A 16910-nucleotide genomic window follows, 5' to 3' on the forward strand; every position below is an offset into this window, starting at 1 on the left:
TCTCCAAACCTCTCCCCTTGCAGGGGAGAGGCTTTAAAATGCCCTGTATGAAAACTCATTTTCTCTTGTTCCCTCTCCTCTTAGGAGAGGGTTAGGGAGAGGTTCTTGAAAAATACCCATACAAGGACAGAGGCTTTAAAACCCCTGCATGAAAACTAATTTTTTCATGTCCCCTCTCCTCGTAGGAGAGGGTTAGGGAGAGGTTTTCAGAGTGATAGGTTAATTTTCAAAACAACACAAAAGCAAAGTTTTATCATCATCAGTGCGAGAATTTAACCTTTTAGAATCGAGAAAATCCATAATATAAGTATCATCATTTCCTCCTGGTTTATCTGTTTCTCGCAAATATTCCTCCAAAGGTTTAAAAAATGGCGCATGAGGTTTCCAGTCACTCAAGCGAATTGCCACTTTTTCTAATCCATCAGTAGAAGCACAAATAAACTCTTGTTTTCCTGAAATTACCTGTACCTGCATTTCCTCCAGCGCATTAGCTGAAGTTACAAAAGTTGTCTCGTTGAAAAATTCCCCCTTATCTGGTTCAAACAATAATTTATATTCTGCATCTTGGGAATGCACCACCATAAATCCATCCCCAATTTGCATAGCTGCAACCCATTCAGGAGTCGCTATAAAAACTAAAAGAGTACAAGCTAAATCATGAACAGAATAATCATTATTATCTGCTTTTTTGTTTAATGCAGTAATAACATCCTTGACAAACTTAGTAAAAACTTCCTTAGCTTCCATTTCCGAAAGTGGTTGAGTAAACCCTTGTTTATCAGGAAGTTCATTAATATCAGCAAAGCATTTAATTACAGTTTCTACCGCCAATTCAGCACCAAAATGAGAATATTTAGCACTTCCAGCACCATCAGCAACTGCGCCCACAATCACATCCTTAAAAATGCGACAATTTCCGCAGTCTTGACAACGTATTTTTTGCTCTTGATGACTCGTTCCCACAGCAGAACGCGCTATAGCTTTCCAACCCACAATAAATAAATCCTCAAAATCTAATCTTTCTCCAAAAACCCTCCTCTATCTCCCCTTACCTACAAAGGAATGGGGGTTTCAAAGCCTCTCCCCGTTGCGGGGAGAGGTTTGGAGAGGGGTTAATTAAAGTATTGAAAACATTTCAGACACCCTCTAAGTAGTAATTTGCCCCCATCCCACCGGCGGTAATGCCACAGCTTCCCCTACTTTGCCACTAGAAACCCGTTTCATGGAAGTGGAAAGCCAAACAAATAAAGAACGAAAATCTAAGCCATTCAGGGTCACTGGAGGACGTTCTGGAGGGGCAATTTGTCTGAGTTTATTCATATCTGCACCCTGAACACCAACAGTAAAAAACAACATTCGGCGCTGTGCTTCTTCTTCACTCACCCTTTGCGCTGCACCTTGCCAATAATCTGTAGGCGCACCATCGGTAATTAAAAACACCCAAGGACGATAATAATGGACACCGTTATCTTTATAAGTCTGTTTGCGGGTTTCTAATAAATCCAAAGCGTATTCAATGGCTTCACCCATTGGTGTGACACCTTCTGTTTCTAGCTTGGGCGGTGTAAAATGGTCTATAGTGACAAAATCTTGCGTCAGTTTCACAGGTCCAAAGGTGACAATAGCAACTTCTACACTTAAAGAGGCTTGAGCATCTTTCATCACATCTTCCTTGAAAGCCGCCAAACCTCTATTTAACTCCTGGATAGGTTCTCCTGACATTGAGCCGGAAGTATCTAGCAAGAGAATTACCGGACAACGATTTTCTGGGTTTTCCACAAATTCAGGCAAACCTACTGGCATTTTTGATACTCCTGATTAATCAAGGTGAGATGCAAAATGTATAAACTAGATGTTACTTGTTATTACATAGCTTAACATGGATGCTTGTACGGAATCAATACCCATAATGTCTAAATATTTAGTTTCATATTTATTTTTTCCCAATATCATGGATAACGTTGCTAATAGCATTTTCACAAATCATCAGTCATCTTATTTGATACGAACCACAGAGGCGCAGAGGACGCAGAGGTGGAGAGAAAGGAGACTGTTAGATTTTATTTAGCAACGTTATCTTGATAATTATTTGCTTTTTACCCCTTTACTAAAAATCTGATAGTACAACCAGGTACTAAATTCTTTGATGGGAAATAGGATATAAGTCAAAGGATTTACTGTGACAATAATATTTCTGAAATCCCGTTTGGCAAAAAATACAATTCCCTTGGCAACCTGATTTGCTGACATGACACCATAGGGATTTAATTGACTTTTGAATGGTCCTAAAATTAATTTGCGAATGACACAAGTTTGATCTAATCTTTTGAGGGTGACAATATCCCCTAATGCTCTTTTGCTGAGTTCATACAAGGGACTTAATGCTGGGGAAACTTCCGCTTCTGAAGTATTTACCCAAATTTCTTTGCTGGCTTTGTCTTGGGGTCCTGTGACAGTTGCAGAAAAGACATCTATCAGTTCCAAAGCAGAAAAGGTGTTAACTTGATAGGAATTGTGAATGGCACTAGAAGTTCTATCTCCATACACATTTACGCCATGATTGATAATGAGAATGTCAACTTTATTTAAACTTTCTTTTAGTTGAATTTCATTACCTAATTCCCATTTTACAATTTTGACCCGCTCTTGAATTGCGATTTTTTCAGGATTGGTTGTTAATGCCACAACTTTGGCATTATGCTTTAATAGTTCTGCTGCTAATGCTTGTCCTAATGCACCAGAAGCACCTGTTAATGCTACGGTTTTACCTTTGAGAGAAAGTCCTGTTCCTAGTATTTTATCCACTAGGGGAAATACACCACTATAGTAAGCATTAACATCATCAAAATGATGCCGCCAATGATAGGTTCTATTTACCCACCAAACGGAAGGAATTTTGTCTAATGCTCCGGGTAAATGATTGTAGTCTGTGTCTATTGTTCCTTGGAAATATCGGAGTGATGCACCGTATAAAAAAGTAACAGCATAAGCGACTCCTAACCATAATCCCCATTGATGCGCTAGTAAGGCAATTATTGTTAAGATGATTACTAGGATGACTGATTCGACGATATCGTGATACAACTGGGAATCTACGTAGGCTTTTTGCGAAGTTAAAGTTAAATCTCGACGGTACACAGCATGATGTTTATTGTGCCATTTTGCTAACCATGTTATTTGATGGCACAAAGCATGATAAGCATCTCTGACAACTTCCGCCAGTAAGAGGGAGGAAAATCCCCAGGTTGTGAACTGGATACAGTTGTTTACTAAAACCGAGTCAATAGTTAAGCTTTGAGCCAAAATCATCATCTTTCTGGTGATACCTCTTTTTCTTAATTAAACCAAGTTATTAGTACGTTTGTGTATTTTTCCGTAAGTATTCAGTTATAGCACTCCTGTATACCCAGATCCCCGACTTCTGACATTAATTTATAATTTGCGGACACAACAAATAAAAGAAGTCGGGGATCTTAGATTTTTCCTGATCTATATCAATGGTTATATCAATCCCTGATTTGCTCAACTAATCGCTGTTCTAGCAAATCCAATAATCCATCTACATCTTTTCCTATTTCCTGAAAACAAGTTTCTGGTGATGATTTGGGGGCAAATTGAATTAACTTAATTTCTCCTTTACCAATTCCAATCATAACTACTTCTGTTTCAGGTTTGTTATTATCAATAATTCCTAAAATTTCTTGGAGACGATTTTCAACTCGCTCATTTAATTTTTCTATTTCGCCTTGGGGACAATAGACAAAATGGGGAGTTGGTTGTAAATCAATCCCGATAGTTCCCTGACTATTACCATTTTCTAACCACAATCCCCAAAAAAGTGCGGCTAGTTCTGGTTGATTATCTTTGACAAATCTGTCTAACTGTCCTCGCCATTTATTCTCTGCTGTTTCGGGTTGGGGAATACTAAACATGATGATTAATTGGTAATTTTATTTTTGTTATTTTAACCGAGATTGCACACACTAGACTTGGCAATAAATCATATACAAGTAGGGTGCGTCAGACATAAAAATCTGTGGATATTAAAAAATATTATAACTCTGACGCACCCTACAAGATATTTTTGAGATGACATTTATTTTAACCCAGATTGCACACGCCAGAGACTTGTATAAATGCCATTTTTCTCTAATAGTTGCTCGTGAGTTCCGGCTTCGACTAATTTGCCATGTTCCATGACATAAATGCAATCAGCATTGCGAATGGTGGAAAGACGGTGAGCGATCGCTATTGTGGTACGATTGACCGTAATCCGTTCTAAAGAACGCTGAATTGCGGCTTCGGTTTCATTGTCTACCGCTGAGGTGGCTTCATCTAGGATGAGAATTGGTGGATCTTTTAATACTGCGCGAGCGATCGCAATCCGTTGTCTTTGTCCTCCAGATAACTTTTGCCCCCGTTCTCCCACAATTGTCTCATAACCTTGGGGCAAACTCATAATAAAATCATGAGCTTCGGCTATTTTCGCCGCCATGATAATATCTTCGTTGGTAGCGGTAAAAGTGCCATAGGCAATATTTTCCCCCACTGTACCATGAAATAAAAACACATCCTGACTGACTAAACCAATAGCGCGGCGTAGATCTCGCAAATTTAATTGTTGTAAATCAATCCCATCCAAAGTAATTTTTCCATTTTGCACCTCATAAAATCGCAGTAATAGTTTAACTAAGGTGCTTTTTCCTGAACCAGTTGCACCCACAATCGCAATTGTATGTCCTGCGGGAATTTCCAAAGATAAATTGTGAATAATTGGGTTTCTGTTGTGATAAGCAAAACTCACATTTTGAAATTCCAAAGTCCCGCGAATCATATCTACAGGTAAATCAATATTTCCGGTATGAATTGCCATCGGAGTATCCAACAAATCCATCACTCGATTAGTAGAAGCCATTGCCCTTTGATATAAATCAAAAGTATCTCCCAACCTGGTTAATGGCCACAGTAAAAGCTGGACTAAAAACACCAAAGAACTATAAGCACCTACAGCCAATCTGCCTTCTACTGCTGCCATCCCGCCAAATAATAGCAAGATGGTAAAAGCGATTAAAATGAACATCCGAATAATCGGAATATAACCCGCAGATAAGGCGATCGCCTTAGCATTACTTTGACGATAAGCATTACTTTCTGATTCTACCCGCGCGGCTTCATAAGCTTCTGCTGTAAAACTTTTAATAGTGGTAATCCCACTCAAATTATTAGATAATCTGCCATTTAGTAACCCTACTTTTTCCCGAACTTCTGCATAGCGAGGAGCTAGAAATTTCTGAAAAATTATCGAACCAAAGAGAATAAATGGCATAGGCAAAATTGCCATCCCAGCCACACTAGGAGCTAAAATAAAAAACGCAGTCCCCACAATAATAATAGTAGTAGTGACTTGGATAATATCATTTGCGCCCACATCCAAAAACCGCTCCAATTGGTTAACATCATCACTGAGAATAGACATTAAACCACCGGTACTGCGTTCTTCAAAATAAGCTAATTCTAATTCTTGTAAATGTTTATATGCGTCCAGTCTTAAATTATGCTGAATATTCTGCCCCAAATTGCGCCATAGTAACTTATAGGCATATTCAAACAATGACTCCAACACCCAAGTAATCACCGTCAACAAGGATAAAATCAGAAATTGCCCATAAATATCTTTTACACCTAACCGGGCAATGATAGAATCTTGTTGCTTAACAACCACATCCACCGCAATCCCAATTAATACAGGGGGTGCTAAGTCAAAAACTTTATTGAGGATAGAAGCACCAATAGCCAGACGAATTTGTTTAACATACTGATGTCCATATTTAAATAGACGCTGGAGGGGACGAACAGAATGTTCACGCCTTTTTGATAATCGGAGAGATTTAAATGGCATAGCCACATTAATTAATAATTACTTGCAGCTAATACTACCATATAATTGAGTTAATTTCTTATCAATATTGAAGCAATAGATACAGTTATCTTCCTTTAGGAACAGCAGAGATAATTTTGAGAAATTGGTAACTTGTAATTTGGCAAACTTCACTTTTGGGAATTATATTAGAAAATATTGTCGCTAAAATTATTGTTCCCAGCCGCAAACAGCAGGGTATAATAACCTTGTCAATCAACCAGATGTGCTAATTTTCAGTGAAGACTACCAATACAGCAAAAATTCCTACTAAAACTCAGGGAATATGCCATATCAATCTTGATTTTGTTCAAAAATGCCACTAATGTGAGCAAATCCCCCTCCCGAAACCAGAACCAGACGTAAAACTAGACAAATCAATATTATGTCTACTCCCAATCATCAGCAACTCTCACTCCCAGAAGCCAAGAAAATACTCAACAAATTTAACTGTCTGGATATTGCCCCCATTCTTAAACCGTCAGAAAAAGTTCCCACTCGTGAGGCATTAATTTTTCTCACCAGCCTTACCGATTATCAAATCTTAGGTATTTGTGCTGATACAGCCGAAGAGGGAATTTTAGCCATGAAAACCTATTCTCGCGCTTTGGGTTATCAAGCACCAACTGATTTACCACATCCAGAAGGACCAGTTTATATCAAATTAAATGGCAAAAATGGCTTGTGTTATCTCGATTCCTATTCTGGGCATCATCGGGGAGTGTTAGTATCTTGCCAGTCCTATCAAGAGGGAGGAGTTAACGAGATGTATGGACATTTACCCCTCGATTTATTTGTCTAGGATTTCATTGACAATCATCTGTAGGGTGGGCATTGCCCGCCCTCTTCTTAATCACTAATTACCGCATAATATGAGCATTGTTACCTTACAATCAGTTAAGAAAGATTTTGGAATTAAAGAACTTTTAAAAGACGCTAATTTTAGTCTAGATACTAATGACAAAGTTGGTTTAATTGGCACTAATGGTTCTGGGAAATCAACTCTATTAAAAATGATTGCTCGGTTAGAATCAATTGATAGTGGGCAAATTTTAGTTAATTCTGGGGCAAAAATTGTTTATTTACCCCAACAACCAGATATGGACGAAAATCACACTGTGTTAGAACAGGTATTTGCTGACAGTGGTGAACAAATGAATCTCGTCAGAGAGTATGAAGAATTATCTGATAAATTGGCACATTATCCTGATGATAGTCAGTTAATGTCTCGTCTTTCTAGCGTAATGCAGCGGATGGATGCGACGGGTGCTTGGGAAGTAGAAACCAACGCCAAAATCATTTTAACAAAATTAGGAATTGCTGATTTTGATGTGAAAGTTGGCACATTATCAGGGGGATATCGCAAACGGATTGCTTTAGCAGCAGCCTTGATATCAGAACCAGATTTGTTGTTAATGGATGAACCAACAAACCATCTTGATGCTTTATCAGTAGAATGGTTACAAAGTTATTTAAATCGCTATCGCGGCGCACTTTTATTAATTACTCATGATCGTTATTTTTTAGATAAAGTTACTAATAGAATTATCGAAATTGATCGAGGTGATATTTACAATTATACAGGTAATTATTCCTATTATTTAGAAAAGAAAGCTTTAGCTGAAGAATCTGCCGTTAGCACTCAACGGAAACATCAAGGGATTTTACGGCGGGAATTAGAATGGTTAAAAAAAGGACCCAAGGCTAGAAGTACCAAACAAAAAGCCAGAATTGAACGCGCTCATGCACTGCGAGATACTGAGTTTAAACAACTTAATGGCAAAGTTGATATTTCTACCGTTGGTAGGCGGATTGGTAAGAAGGTTATTGAACTCAAAGATGTTAGTAAAGGCTACAATGGTAGAACTCTAATTAAAGATTTTACATATCAATTTAGTCCAGAAGATCGGATTGGCATTATTGGTGGTAATGGTGCAGGAAAATCTACTTTAATGGATATTATGACTGCCAAAATTAAACCAGATTCTGGTAGTGTGGAAATTGGGACTACAATTCATATTGGTTATTTTAACCAACATTCAGAAGAATTGTTAACGGCGGTAAATGAAGATCAACGAGTGATTGATTATATTAAGGAAGAAGGGGAATTTATTCAAATATCCGACGGTACGAAAATCACGGCTTCCCAAATGTTAGAGAGATTTTTGTTCCCAGGAAATCAACAATATGCACCCATTAATAAACTTTCTGGGGGAGAAAAACGCCGTTTATATTTATTGCGTATTCTCATTAGTGCGCCCAATGTGTTGATTTTGGACGAACCGACTAATGATTTAGATGTCCAGACCTTGGCGGTATTAGAAGACTATCTAGAGGATTTTAATGGTTGTGTAATTGTAGTTTCTCATGATCGTTATTTTTTAGATCGGACGGTAGATAGAATTTTTGCCTTAGAAGAAGGTGGAGGTTTACGTCAATATCCAGGGAATTATTCCATTTATTTAGATTATAAAAAAGCTGAGGAAGCAGAAAAACAAGAGACACAAAAAACTGTAATTGTCGAAGAAAAAGTTGTCTCTCCAGTTACAGAGACTAAAAAACGCCGCAGATTATCCAATTGGGAAAGACGGGAATTTGAAGAATTGGAAGGAAAGATTGCCAAGTTAGAAGCAGATAAAACAGCAGTAGAAAGGAAATTAGCAACTCTAGCTGGAAACTATAGCCAAGTGCAGAAGTTGTACGAAGAGGTAGAAACGCTGAAGAAAAATATTGAATTGTCCACAGAACGCTGGTTAGAATTAGCGGAAATGGATTCTTAAGTTATCTCGTTCCCAGTCTCCGACTGGGAATGCCATTTAGAGGCTCTGCCTCAATAATTTAGTAGTCAATGAAGGCAGATTCTTCCGTAATTCATTCCCATACAGAGCATGGGAACGAGAACATTTTTGTATAGGATTTATTTATGCAAATGTGTTTATAGTGAATTGTCCACAGAACGCTGGTTAGAATTAGCGGAAATGGATTCTTAAGTTATCTCGTTCCCAGTCTCCGACTGGGAATGCCATTTAGAGGCTCTGCCTCAATAATTTAGTAGTCAATGAAGGCAGAGCCTTCCGTAATTCATTCCCATACAGAGTATGGGAACGAGAACATTTTTGTGTAGGATTTATTTATGCAAATGTGTTTATAGTGAATGATGACGAATAAAATACCCCATTTTAATTTTATTAAAAATGGGGTTTTGTCTATTCTACGGTCAGTTAAATACTGATGCTGTTGAGGATAAGTCTGGGTTGTAGGTATTCGTAATTTACTAAACGTCCCTTGTTGCTCAACTCAATTTTTCTTTGCACCACATTCAATTCTTGCTGGAATTTATTCACAACATCGTCAGCATTGGGGTCTTCAAATTCTTCCTCTTCATAATATCCTAGTCTGTCATAACGATAGGCTGAGAGTGTGAATACAGTTGTTAATTGGCTACTTGTTGGTTTGGCAGCTGGTAAAAAATCTATCAGTTCCTTGCGGGTACAAACCCCTTCTTTTTTAATTGGTTGATAAGCAGCCAGAGGCATATTGGGAATGAAACCCATGTATTCATATTGGGGGAAATTAACAGCAGAATGCAGGGGTCCACAAGTGTAAATGATAGTAGTAACAATCTCTACTAATTGTTTCAAAGTATCAATGCGATCGCTCATCCCCTTGACTCTACCACCATCCTGAGCCACTAATTCCCGCGCCCAAGCTTGTAGTTCGACATCTGCTGTCAAGTCTGCGGGACTCTTGTAGTAAAGCTCCAAATAGTTAAACACAAACTTGTTAATCGCGTTCCACAACAAGATCCCATCGTCCCGATAAGGATAGTGGGGCAAATTTTTCACATCATCCACACCGCGATTTTTGAGTTCTGTTGGTAGCGCAAACTGATCCAATCTCCAATCTGTATAAGCGTCTAGAACAATTTGCAGTGATTCTTGCAGAGTTCCCGCTAATAATTCATCAACAGGACCGCCTCTATTCACCAACCGCTGACGACCTAAATCATTGTTAGCCAACATGAACCGGAAATGGGGTTTTAGTAATATTCTCAGCGGATGGTTCTGGGCTAATTGACGAGGGGTAACAACAGCAAAAGGTTCCATTACAAAGTGAGTCCGGCATAAATGGCTACTCATTTCATGATGATTAGCATCAGCAATTTGCACACAGGACTTGGCATAAAACCAGGTAGAAGAGTCATCAAAAGGGGTCAGCAAGGGGCTGGCTTTTCCTTCCTTAGGATTGATTTGAATCGCTATAGGTACTAATTGACCACGATCTTGAAAGCCTGAACTCCGCCAACAGAAAAAGGCTAGTGGTGCTGGTAAATACTTTTTCCCTTTGGCAAAAGTGCCACCTCGAATGAACGCCAAAGGTCTATAATCAGCTACATAGAGATTTCCGGTTGCCAGTCTTTCTCTTAAATCAATAGAGTTGCCAAACTTAGCTTGCAATTCTTCGATGGTAAAGGCAAAGTTGACGGGCATTTGCTTAATCTGCCGTAAAACCACAGGATTCACGCCACAAAGCCGTTGTTCGGCGAAGGAATCATCTGTTTCATAATTTTTCATCACATTAGGTTTTTGCAAAACTGGAAAAAAGTCTTCATAGTCTTGCAATTCATCTAAGGGGTCCCACATAGCATGGGCTTTGACCGCCATCATATTGCTAGGAAGTTCTGCTGTCTCTATTGTCCGTTCAGCAATATACTTGGTAGAAAAATTCTCAGAGGGAGGTACGTTTTTGAGCATCGCCATAGGAGGCAAAAAATCATACCTAAATTCATACTCTTTGCGACCTTTCTCTAGGGAAGATTGTCGTTGTGTGGGATTTGGGTCATTTTGAGGTAAAAATGGCTTCATTGGTGTTGATATCAGTAATTTAATTGACAATCTACTGTGCTATTCTGCAACCAAATATACTAGACTATTTGATGTTATAGTGACGAATATTAGCTGAAATTTAATAAAACTTTAACTATTTTGGATAAATATGGCGTGGACGGACATAAAAGCACACAAGAACCAGAAATTTTAACTGCTAAGGAATAAGTGATATTGCTAAGTATTAATTACTACATCTTCATAAGCATCTGCCATTGTCAAAGTTAAATTAACTGATTCTAAATGTAATTTATCATCTGTTCCTAATACTTCAGTTGACCAATTTCCTTGATCATCTTGACGATAAACTTCTACTTTCACTTGATTTTGGTAAACTAGGATATATTCTTTTAAACTGTCTATAGTTTGATAATTAATGCGTTTTTCGCGTTTGTCTGTTGTTGCAGTTGAATTAGATAAAACCTCTATAATTAAATTAGGACGAGTTTTAAAGTACCTTTCGTTATCTTCAGGATCATAAGTAACAATCAGATCAGGATAGTAGAATATATTAGCGTTTCTGATTTTGAGTTTTACTTTCATATCTGAGACAAAAGCACGACAGGAACTCCCGCGCAAATGGGGACGTAGTATAGCGTAAATATTACCAGCTATCAGGTTATGTTCTTCGCTTGCACCCGCCATTGCAAAAACTTGTCCGGCTACATATTCATGGCGAATATCGCTAGATTTCTCGGCTTCTAAGTATTCTTCAACGGTGAGAATATTTAATGGAGATTGCATAGTTTTGAGATAATTTTTTACGGAATGTAGTATAGATTTATTATAGCAATGTTCAAGATGCTCAGATCCCCGACTTCTTGAAGCAGTCGGGGATCTATATTCTGTTATATTTAAGTAACTTATATTAAAAAACTCCCATGAGCCAAACTGCGATAAATCTGATTGCTATCTCTGTTTTTCTGATGACTTTTTCCAGCCTGTTAGGACCATTAATACATCTTTCCCCAACGATACCTGCTTTAGCTACAGTGACTTTTTTAGGAATTGCAACTTTAGATAATTTCAGCTTTCAAGGTAAGGGAGGAACGATAGTATTAGACTTAGTAGCGCGATTTTCTCCAGAATATAAAGAACGGATTTTACATCATGAAGCTGGTCATTTTCTCGTGGCTCACCTATTAGAAATTCCGGTAACTGGTTACACTCTTAGCGCTTGGGAAGCTTGGAAAAAAGGACAACCAGGACAAGGGGGAATAACTTTAGAAGATAGTGAGTTAACAGCACAAATAGAAAATGGAAAAATTAGCGCCCAAATGTTAGACCGTTATTGTACTATTTGGATGGCGGGAATTGCTGCGGAAACTTTGGTTTTTAATTCGTCTGAAGGTGGTAATGATGATAAAAGTAAGTTAACTGAAATTTTACAAGTTATTGGTTTTTCGGAAGCAGGTTATCAGCAAAAACAGCGTTTTCATTTGCTTCAGTCTAAAACTTTGATTCAGGAGAATTGGGAGAGTTATCAAGCTTTGGTGGTAGCAATGAGAGAACGGGTTTCTGTTGTGGAGTGTTTGCAAATAATTATCTCACGCAGAGGCGCAGAGGCGCAGAGAGAATCTGGAGAGGTTTCATGAAATGTCTCTGGACTTGTAGAATATAGGTCTTTCACCTGTAAAATTATTTTTGTAATTACTCATGTCTTCAACTCCCCAGTTTCTTAGCGGTAACGATATTCGTCAATTATTCCTCGATTTCTACACTCAACGGGGACACCAACCGCTTCCAAGTGCTTCTCTTGTTCCTGAAGACCCGACTGTGCTACTGACGATCGCAGGTATGTTACCGTTTAAGCCGATATTCCTGGGACAACGGACACCGGAATTTAAACGCGCTACGACTTCACAAAAGTGTATTCGTACCAATGATATCGAAAATGTAGGACGCACTCACCGTCATCATACATTTTTTGAGATGTTGGGGAATTTTAGCTTTGGTGATTATTTTAAACCACAGGCGATCGCTTGGGGTTGGGAATTATCTACTCAAGTCTTTGGTTTCTCTCCTCAAAATCTGGTTGTCAGTGTGTTTGAAGATGATGATGAAGCTTTTACCATCTGGCGCGATACCATTGGTGTAACGGAAAAACGTATCAAGCGCATGGGTGCAGATGATAATTTCTGGGTATCTGGTGCTACTGGTCCCTGTGGTCCATGTTCGGAAATTTATTATGATTTTCACCCAGAACGCGGTGAAGATAATATTGATTTAGAAGATGATACCCGATTTATCGAGTTTTATAACTTGGTATTTATGCAATATAATCGGGATGCGTCAGGAAATTTAACCCCGTTACAAAATAAGAATATTGACACGGGAATGGGTTTGGAAAGAATGGCGCAAATCCTGCAAAAGAAGCCGAATAATTATGAAACAGATTTGATTTTCCCGATTATTGAAACTGCGGCAAAAATTGCCAAAATTGATTATCATCAAAGTGATGAAAATACACAAGTTTCCCTAAAGGTAATTGGTGATCATGTCCGTTCTGTGGTTCACATGATTGCTGATGAAATTCGCGCTTCTAATGTGGGAAGAGGTTATGTTTTACGGCGGTTAATTCGTCGCGTCGTTAGACATGGCAGATTAATCGGAATTTCTGGAGAATTTATTAACCAAGTTGCAGAAACCGCCATTTCTCTTTCGGAATCAATTTACCCCAATTTGCGACAAAGAGAAGCTGCTATTAAAGCGGAATTACAAAGAGAAGAAAGTAATTTCTTGAAAACTCTTGATAGAGGAGAAAAGCTATTAGCAGAAATTATCCAAGATGTAAAACAAAAAGGATTAACTTCTATTAGTGGTGAAAGTGCTTTTACTCTCTATGATACCTACGGTTTCCCATTAGAATTAACCCAAGAAGTTGCTGAAGAAAATCACATTACTGTTGATGTTGATGGTTTCAATGCAGAAATGCAAAAACAAGTAGAACGCGCAAAAGCTGCACACGAAACCATAGATTTAACTGTACAAGGTTCTTTGGATAAACTTGCAGAACATATTCACTCTACACAATTCATTGGCTATACCCAATTAACAACAACTGCAAAAATCGAAGTTTTATTAGTTGCTGGTGTTTCTGAAGAAGCAGCAGAAGCAGGAACAGAAGTGCAAATTGTTCTCGATAAAACGCCTTTTTATGCTGAATCTGGCGGACAAATTGGTGATAAAGGATATATATCCGGTGATGGTATTTTAGTCAGAATTGAAGATGTGAAAAAAGAATCTGATTTCTTTATTCATTTCGGACGCATTGAACGGGGAACAATTAGAGTTGGTGATGAAATTACCGCCCAAATTGATCGGGGTTGTCGTCGTCGCGCTCAAGCTAATCATACAGCAACTCATTTATTACAAGCTGCTTTAAAGAAAGTTGTTGATGAAGGAATTTCTCAAGCTGGTTCTTTGGTTTCTTTTGATAGATTGCGCTTTGATTTTAACTGTCCCCGCGCTTTAACTGCTGAGGAAGTTATCCAAATTGAAGAATTAGTAAATAGTTGGATTTCTGAAGCTCATCCTGCTACAATAGAAGAGATGCCTATCGCCGAAGCGAAAGCTAAAGGTGCAGTGGCAATGTTTGGGGAAAAGTACGGTGATCAAGTGCGGGTGATTGATTTCCCTGGCGTTTCGATGGAATTATGTGGGGGAACTCATGTTAATAATACTGCGGAAATTGGAGTGTTCAAAATCATTGCTGAAGCTGGAGTTGCTTCTGGGGTGAGAAGAATAGAAGCGGTATCTGGGGCGGCGGTATTGGATTATTTGAATGTGCGTGATATAGTAACAAAAGATTTGTGCGATCGCTTTAAAGTCAAACCCGAAGAAATACCCGACAGAATCACAACTTTACAAACCGAACTTCGCAACAACGAAAAAGAAATTCAAAGCCTGAAATCACAAATAGCAATAGTTAAATCTGACAGCTTATTACAAACTGCGGAAATCATCGGAGAACATAAAATTATTGTTTCTCAACTGGAAGATATTGACGCAGAATCATTAAAAGACGCTGCGGAAAGATTGCTGCAAAAAATCGGTAATGGTGCTGTAGTTTTAGGTTCTATTCCCGAAGCCGGAAAAGTGAGTATCGTTGCAGCTTTTAGTTCTGAAGTGAATAAAAAAGGTGTCCAAGCTGGGAAATTTGTGGGAACTATAGCTAAAATCTGTGGTGGTGGAGGCGGTGGAAAACCCAATCTCGCGCAAGCTGGGGGACGTGACGCAAGTAAATTACCAGAAGCATTAGAAACTGCGAAAACTGAATTGCAAACATCTTTAAGTTAACACCTTGTGGGGTAGGCATCTTGCTTACCCTGTATTTTGCTATACTGTTTTTTAACACCTTTTCAAGTGCATCAACGCAACATCCTGACCTATATTTTATGACTATTGACGCTTTTGTTGATAATGGGTATGCCCCAGATAGAGAATTTTCTGAGCAATTCCTTTTAAGTCCTGAGTTTACTCTTCAAAGCCTCCAACCTATTTTACCAGGTTCAAGTCGGCTTAAAAAAGCTGAATTAGCAGCAGAGATAGCCAACGCACTTGAAAAAGGTATTCTTACTCCATCTAACAAGGTACTTGAACATCACTGCTTCGATATGCTTTTATGGTTTTTATGGCGTTTAAAGCATTAAGCCACCCAGTCTTTACACAATAATTCTGCCTGTTCTAAAACTGTGGAGGTGGCTTTCTCCTGTTTATCTGGGGGATAACCATACTTTTTGAGTAATCGTTTAATTGTCACTCGTAATTTAGCACAGACATTTTCTTTCACTGTCCAATCAATGGTTAAGTTAGCACGAATCGCTTTGACCAAATCACGAGCGATCGCTTTGAGGGTATCATCTCCTAAGTTGATCACGGCACTATCATTTACCTCCAAGGCATCATAAAAAGCGGTTTCATCTTCAGTTAGTCCCAAGTCTTCACCCCGTCTTTGTGCCTCCCGCATGGCTTTTGCGAGTTCAATTAGTTCATTGATAACTTGGGCTGTTTCAATGGCACGGTTTTGATAGCGTTTGATGGTATTTTCTAACATTTCTCGGAAGGAACGAGCTAGAATTAAGTTCTTCCGAGAACTGATTTTTATGGCTTCATTAATTAATTTTTGTAAGGTTTCTAATGCCACGTTGCGATAGGGTAAACCCCGGACTTCTTCTAAAAATTCATCGGAGAGGATAGCGATATTTGGTTTATTTAATCCTGCGGATGTAAAGATATCTATGACTTGTTCACTGGCGATCGCTTTTGATACTATTTGTCTTACTGCTGCATCTATATCTTCTGAACTCTTACCATCAACAGTGGTATATTTTACCATTGCGGCTTTGATAGCTTGGAAAAATCCGACTTCATCCCTAATTGTAATTGCTTCATCGGTACTGCTAACTAAAGCAAAGGCTGTGGATAATTCACCTACTGCTTTAATATAACGTTGTTTACCATCTGCTAATCCTAAGATATGATTGAGGGCGGCAGGAATGATTGATACTCGTTCTGTGGGTTTACCTGTAAAGAATTTTTGGTAGTCAAAACGGTGATACATGGCTTTGACAATTTCGTATTTCTCCTGCATCACTGCTAGGGCAATATTAGTATCAATTGCTGTTTCGCCTCTATCTCTTTCGGTATAATCTTTGAGGGCATCTTTGAGTTGTTCAGCAATACCTAAATAGTCAACTATTAACCCTCCTGGTTTATCTTTGAAGACCCGATTTACTCTGGCGATCGCTTGCATTAAATTGTGTCCCTGCATGGGTTTATCTACATATAAAGTATGCAGACTTGGGGCATCAAATCCTGTTAGCCACATATCCCGGACTATGACTAATTTAAAGGCATCATCGGCTTTTTTGAAGCGTTTAGCTAATTCTTTCCGGGCTTTTTTACTGCGGATGTGAGGCTGCATTTTTTTGTCATCAGCAGCAGAACCAGTCATGACAACTTTGATGATTCCTTGATTAGGATCGTGGATTAAATAAGGTGTAATACTGCCAATGATAGCTATACACTAGAGGGGTAGATGGATGAACTGATAGATGATGCAAACTTACCCTGGTGAGATTGAGGTACAAATGCAACGATACTAT

At 38.6% G+C, this 16910-nt stretch carries 13 protein-coding genes; 5 read left to right on the forward strand and 8 right to left on the reverse strand.

Going from position 1 to position 16910, the window contains the following annotated elements; all coding sequences use genetic code 11:
- Positions 1–219: 219 nt before the first annotated feature.
- From IQ228_RS06945 to IQ228_RS06965, 5 genes are all read right to left on the reverse strand, one after another.
- Complete coding sequence (locus tag IQ228_RS06945; protein WP_193962493.1) at positions 220–993, reverse strand: PP2C family serine/threonine-protein phosphatase; 774 nt, start codon at positions 991–993, stop codon at positions 220–222.
- A 153-nt stretch (positions 994–1146) separates the two neighbouring features.
- On the reverse strand, positions 1147–1803 hold the full coding sequence (locus tag IQ228_RS06950; RefSeq protein WP_027404614.1) for a VWA domain-containing protein: 657 nt from the start codon (positions 1801–1803) through the stop codon (positions 1147–1149).
- Positions 1804–2085: 282 nt separating this feature from the next.
- The gene (locus IQ228_RS06955; protein ID WP_193962499.1) at positions 2086–3309 is read right to left on the reverse strand and encodes a bifunctional sterol desaturase/short chain dehydrogenase; all 1224 of its coding nucleotides are present in this window, start codon (positions 3307–3309) and stop codon (positions 2086–2088) included.
- A gap of 197 nt (positions 3310–3506) precedes the next feature.
- Entirely contained in the window at positions 3507–3932 is a 426-nt protein-coding gene (locus IQ228_RS06960; protein WP_193962494.1) for a hypothetical protein, read from the reverse strand.
- A gap of 164 nt (positions 3933–4096) precedes the next feature.
- On the reverse strand, positions 4097–5899 hold the full coding sequence (locus IQ228_RS06965) for an ABC transporter ATP-binding protein (protein WP_193962495.1): 1803 nt from the start codon (positions 5897–5899) through the stop codon (positions 4097–4099).
- A gap of 403 nt (positions 5900–6302) precedes the next feature.
- Between IQ228_RS06965 and IQ228_RS06970 the strand changes: the two genes are divergently transcribed.
- Together IQ228_RS06970 and IQ228_RS06975 are read left to right on the forward strand one after the other, a co-directional pair.
- Entirely contained in the window at positions 6303–6719 is a 417-nt protein-coding gene (locus IQ228_RS06970) for a DUF1824 family protein (RefSeq protein WP_027404618.1), read from the forward strand.
- A 70-nt stretch (positions 6720–6789) separates the two neighbouring features.
- Positions 6790–8697 (forward strand): ABC-F family ATP-binding cassette domain-containing protein, encoded by a 1908-nt coding sequence (locus tag IQ228_RS06975; protein WP_193962496.1) that lies wholly within the window; start codon positions 6790–6792, stop codon positions 8695–8697.
- Positions 8698–9138: 441 nt separating this feature from the next.
- On the opposite strand, the gene IQ228_RS06980 is transcribed toward IQ228_RS06975, so the two are convergent.
- Entirely contained in the window at positions 9139–10782 is a 1644-nt protein-coding gene (locus IQ228_RS06980) for a lipoxygenase family protein (protein ID WP_027404620.1), read from the reverse strand.
- A 198-nt stretch (positions 10783–10980) separates the two neighbouring features.
- A complete protein-coding gene (locus tag IQ228_RS06985) occupies positions 10981–11547 on the reverse strand; it encodes a Uma2 family endonuclease (RefSeq protein ID WP_193962497.1) in 567 nt (188 codons plus the stop codon).
- Between the two features lie 137 nt (positions 11548–11684).
- Here IQ228_RS06985 and IQ228_RS06990 point away from each other — a divergent pair, with 137 nt between their 5' ends.
- The 3 genes from IQ228_RS06990 to IQ228_RS07000 all read left to right on the forward strand — a co-directional run bounded on the left by IQ228_RS06990 (position 11685) and on the right by IQ228_RS07000 (position 15455).
- On the forward strand, positions 11685–12398 hold the full coding sequence (locus IQ228_RS06990; RefSeq protein WP_027404622.1) for a hypothetical protein: 714 nt from the start codon (positions 11685–11687) through the stop codon (positions 12396–12398).
- A 61-nt stretch (positions 12399–12459) separates the two neighbouring features.
- Positions 12460–15102: an alanine--tRNA ligase gene (gene alaS / locus IQ228_RS06995; protein WP_193962498.1), complete on the forward strand. Its 2643-nt coding sequence runs from the start codon at positions 12460–12462 to the stop codon at positions 15100–15102.
- 98 nt (positions 15103–15200) lie between these two features.
- On the forward strand, positions 15201–15455 hold the full coding sequence (locus IQ228_RS07000) for a hypothetical protein (RefSeq protein ID WP_027404624.1): 255 nt from the start codon (positions 15201–15203) through the stop codon (positions 15453–15455).
- On the opposite strand, the gene IQ228_RS07005 is transcribed toward IQ228_RS07000, so the two are convergent.
- On the reverse strand, positions 15452–16759 hold the full coding sequence (locus IQ228_RS07005) for a DUF3387 domain-containing protein (RefSeq protein ID WP_228043737.1): 1308 nt from the start codon (positions 16757–16759) through the stop codon (positions 15452–15454). The genes IQ228_RS07000 and IQ228_RS07005 overlap by 4 nt on opposite strands.
- Positions 16760–16910: the final 151 nt, after the last annotated feature.

It is taken from the genome of Dolichospermum sp. LEGE 00246 (genome assembly GCF_015207865.1).
Lineage (GTDB): Bacteria > Cyanobacteriota > Cyanobacteriia > Cyanobacteriales > Nostocaceae > Dolichospermum > Dolichospermum heterosporum.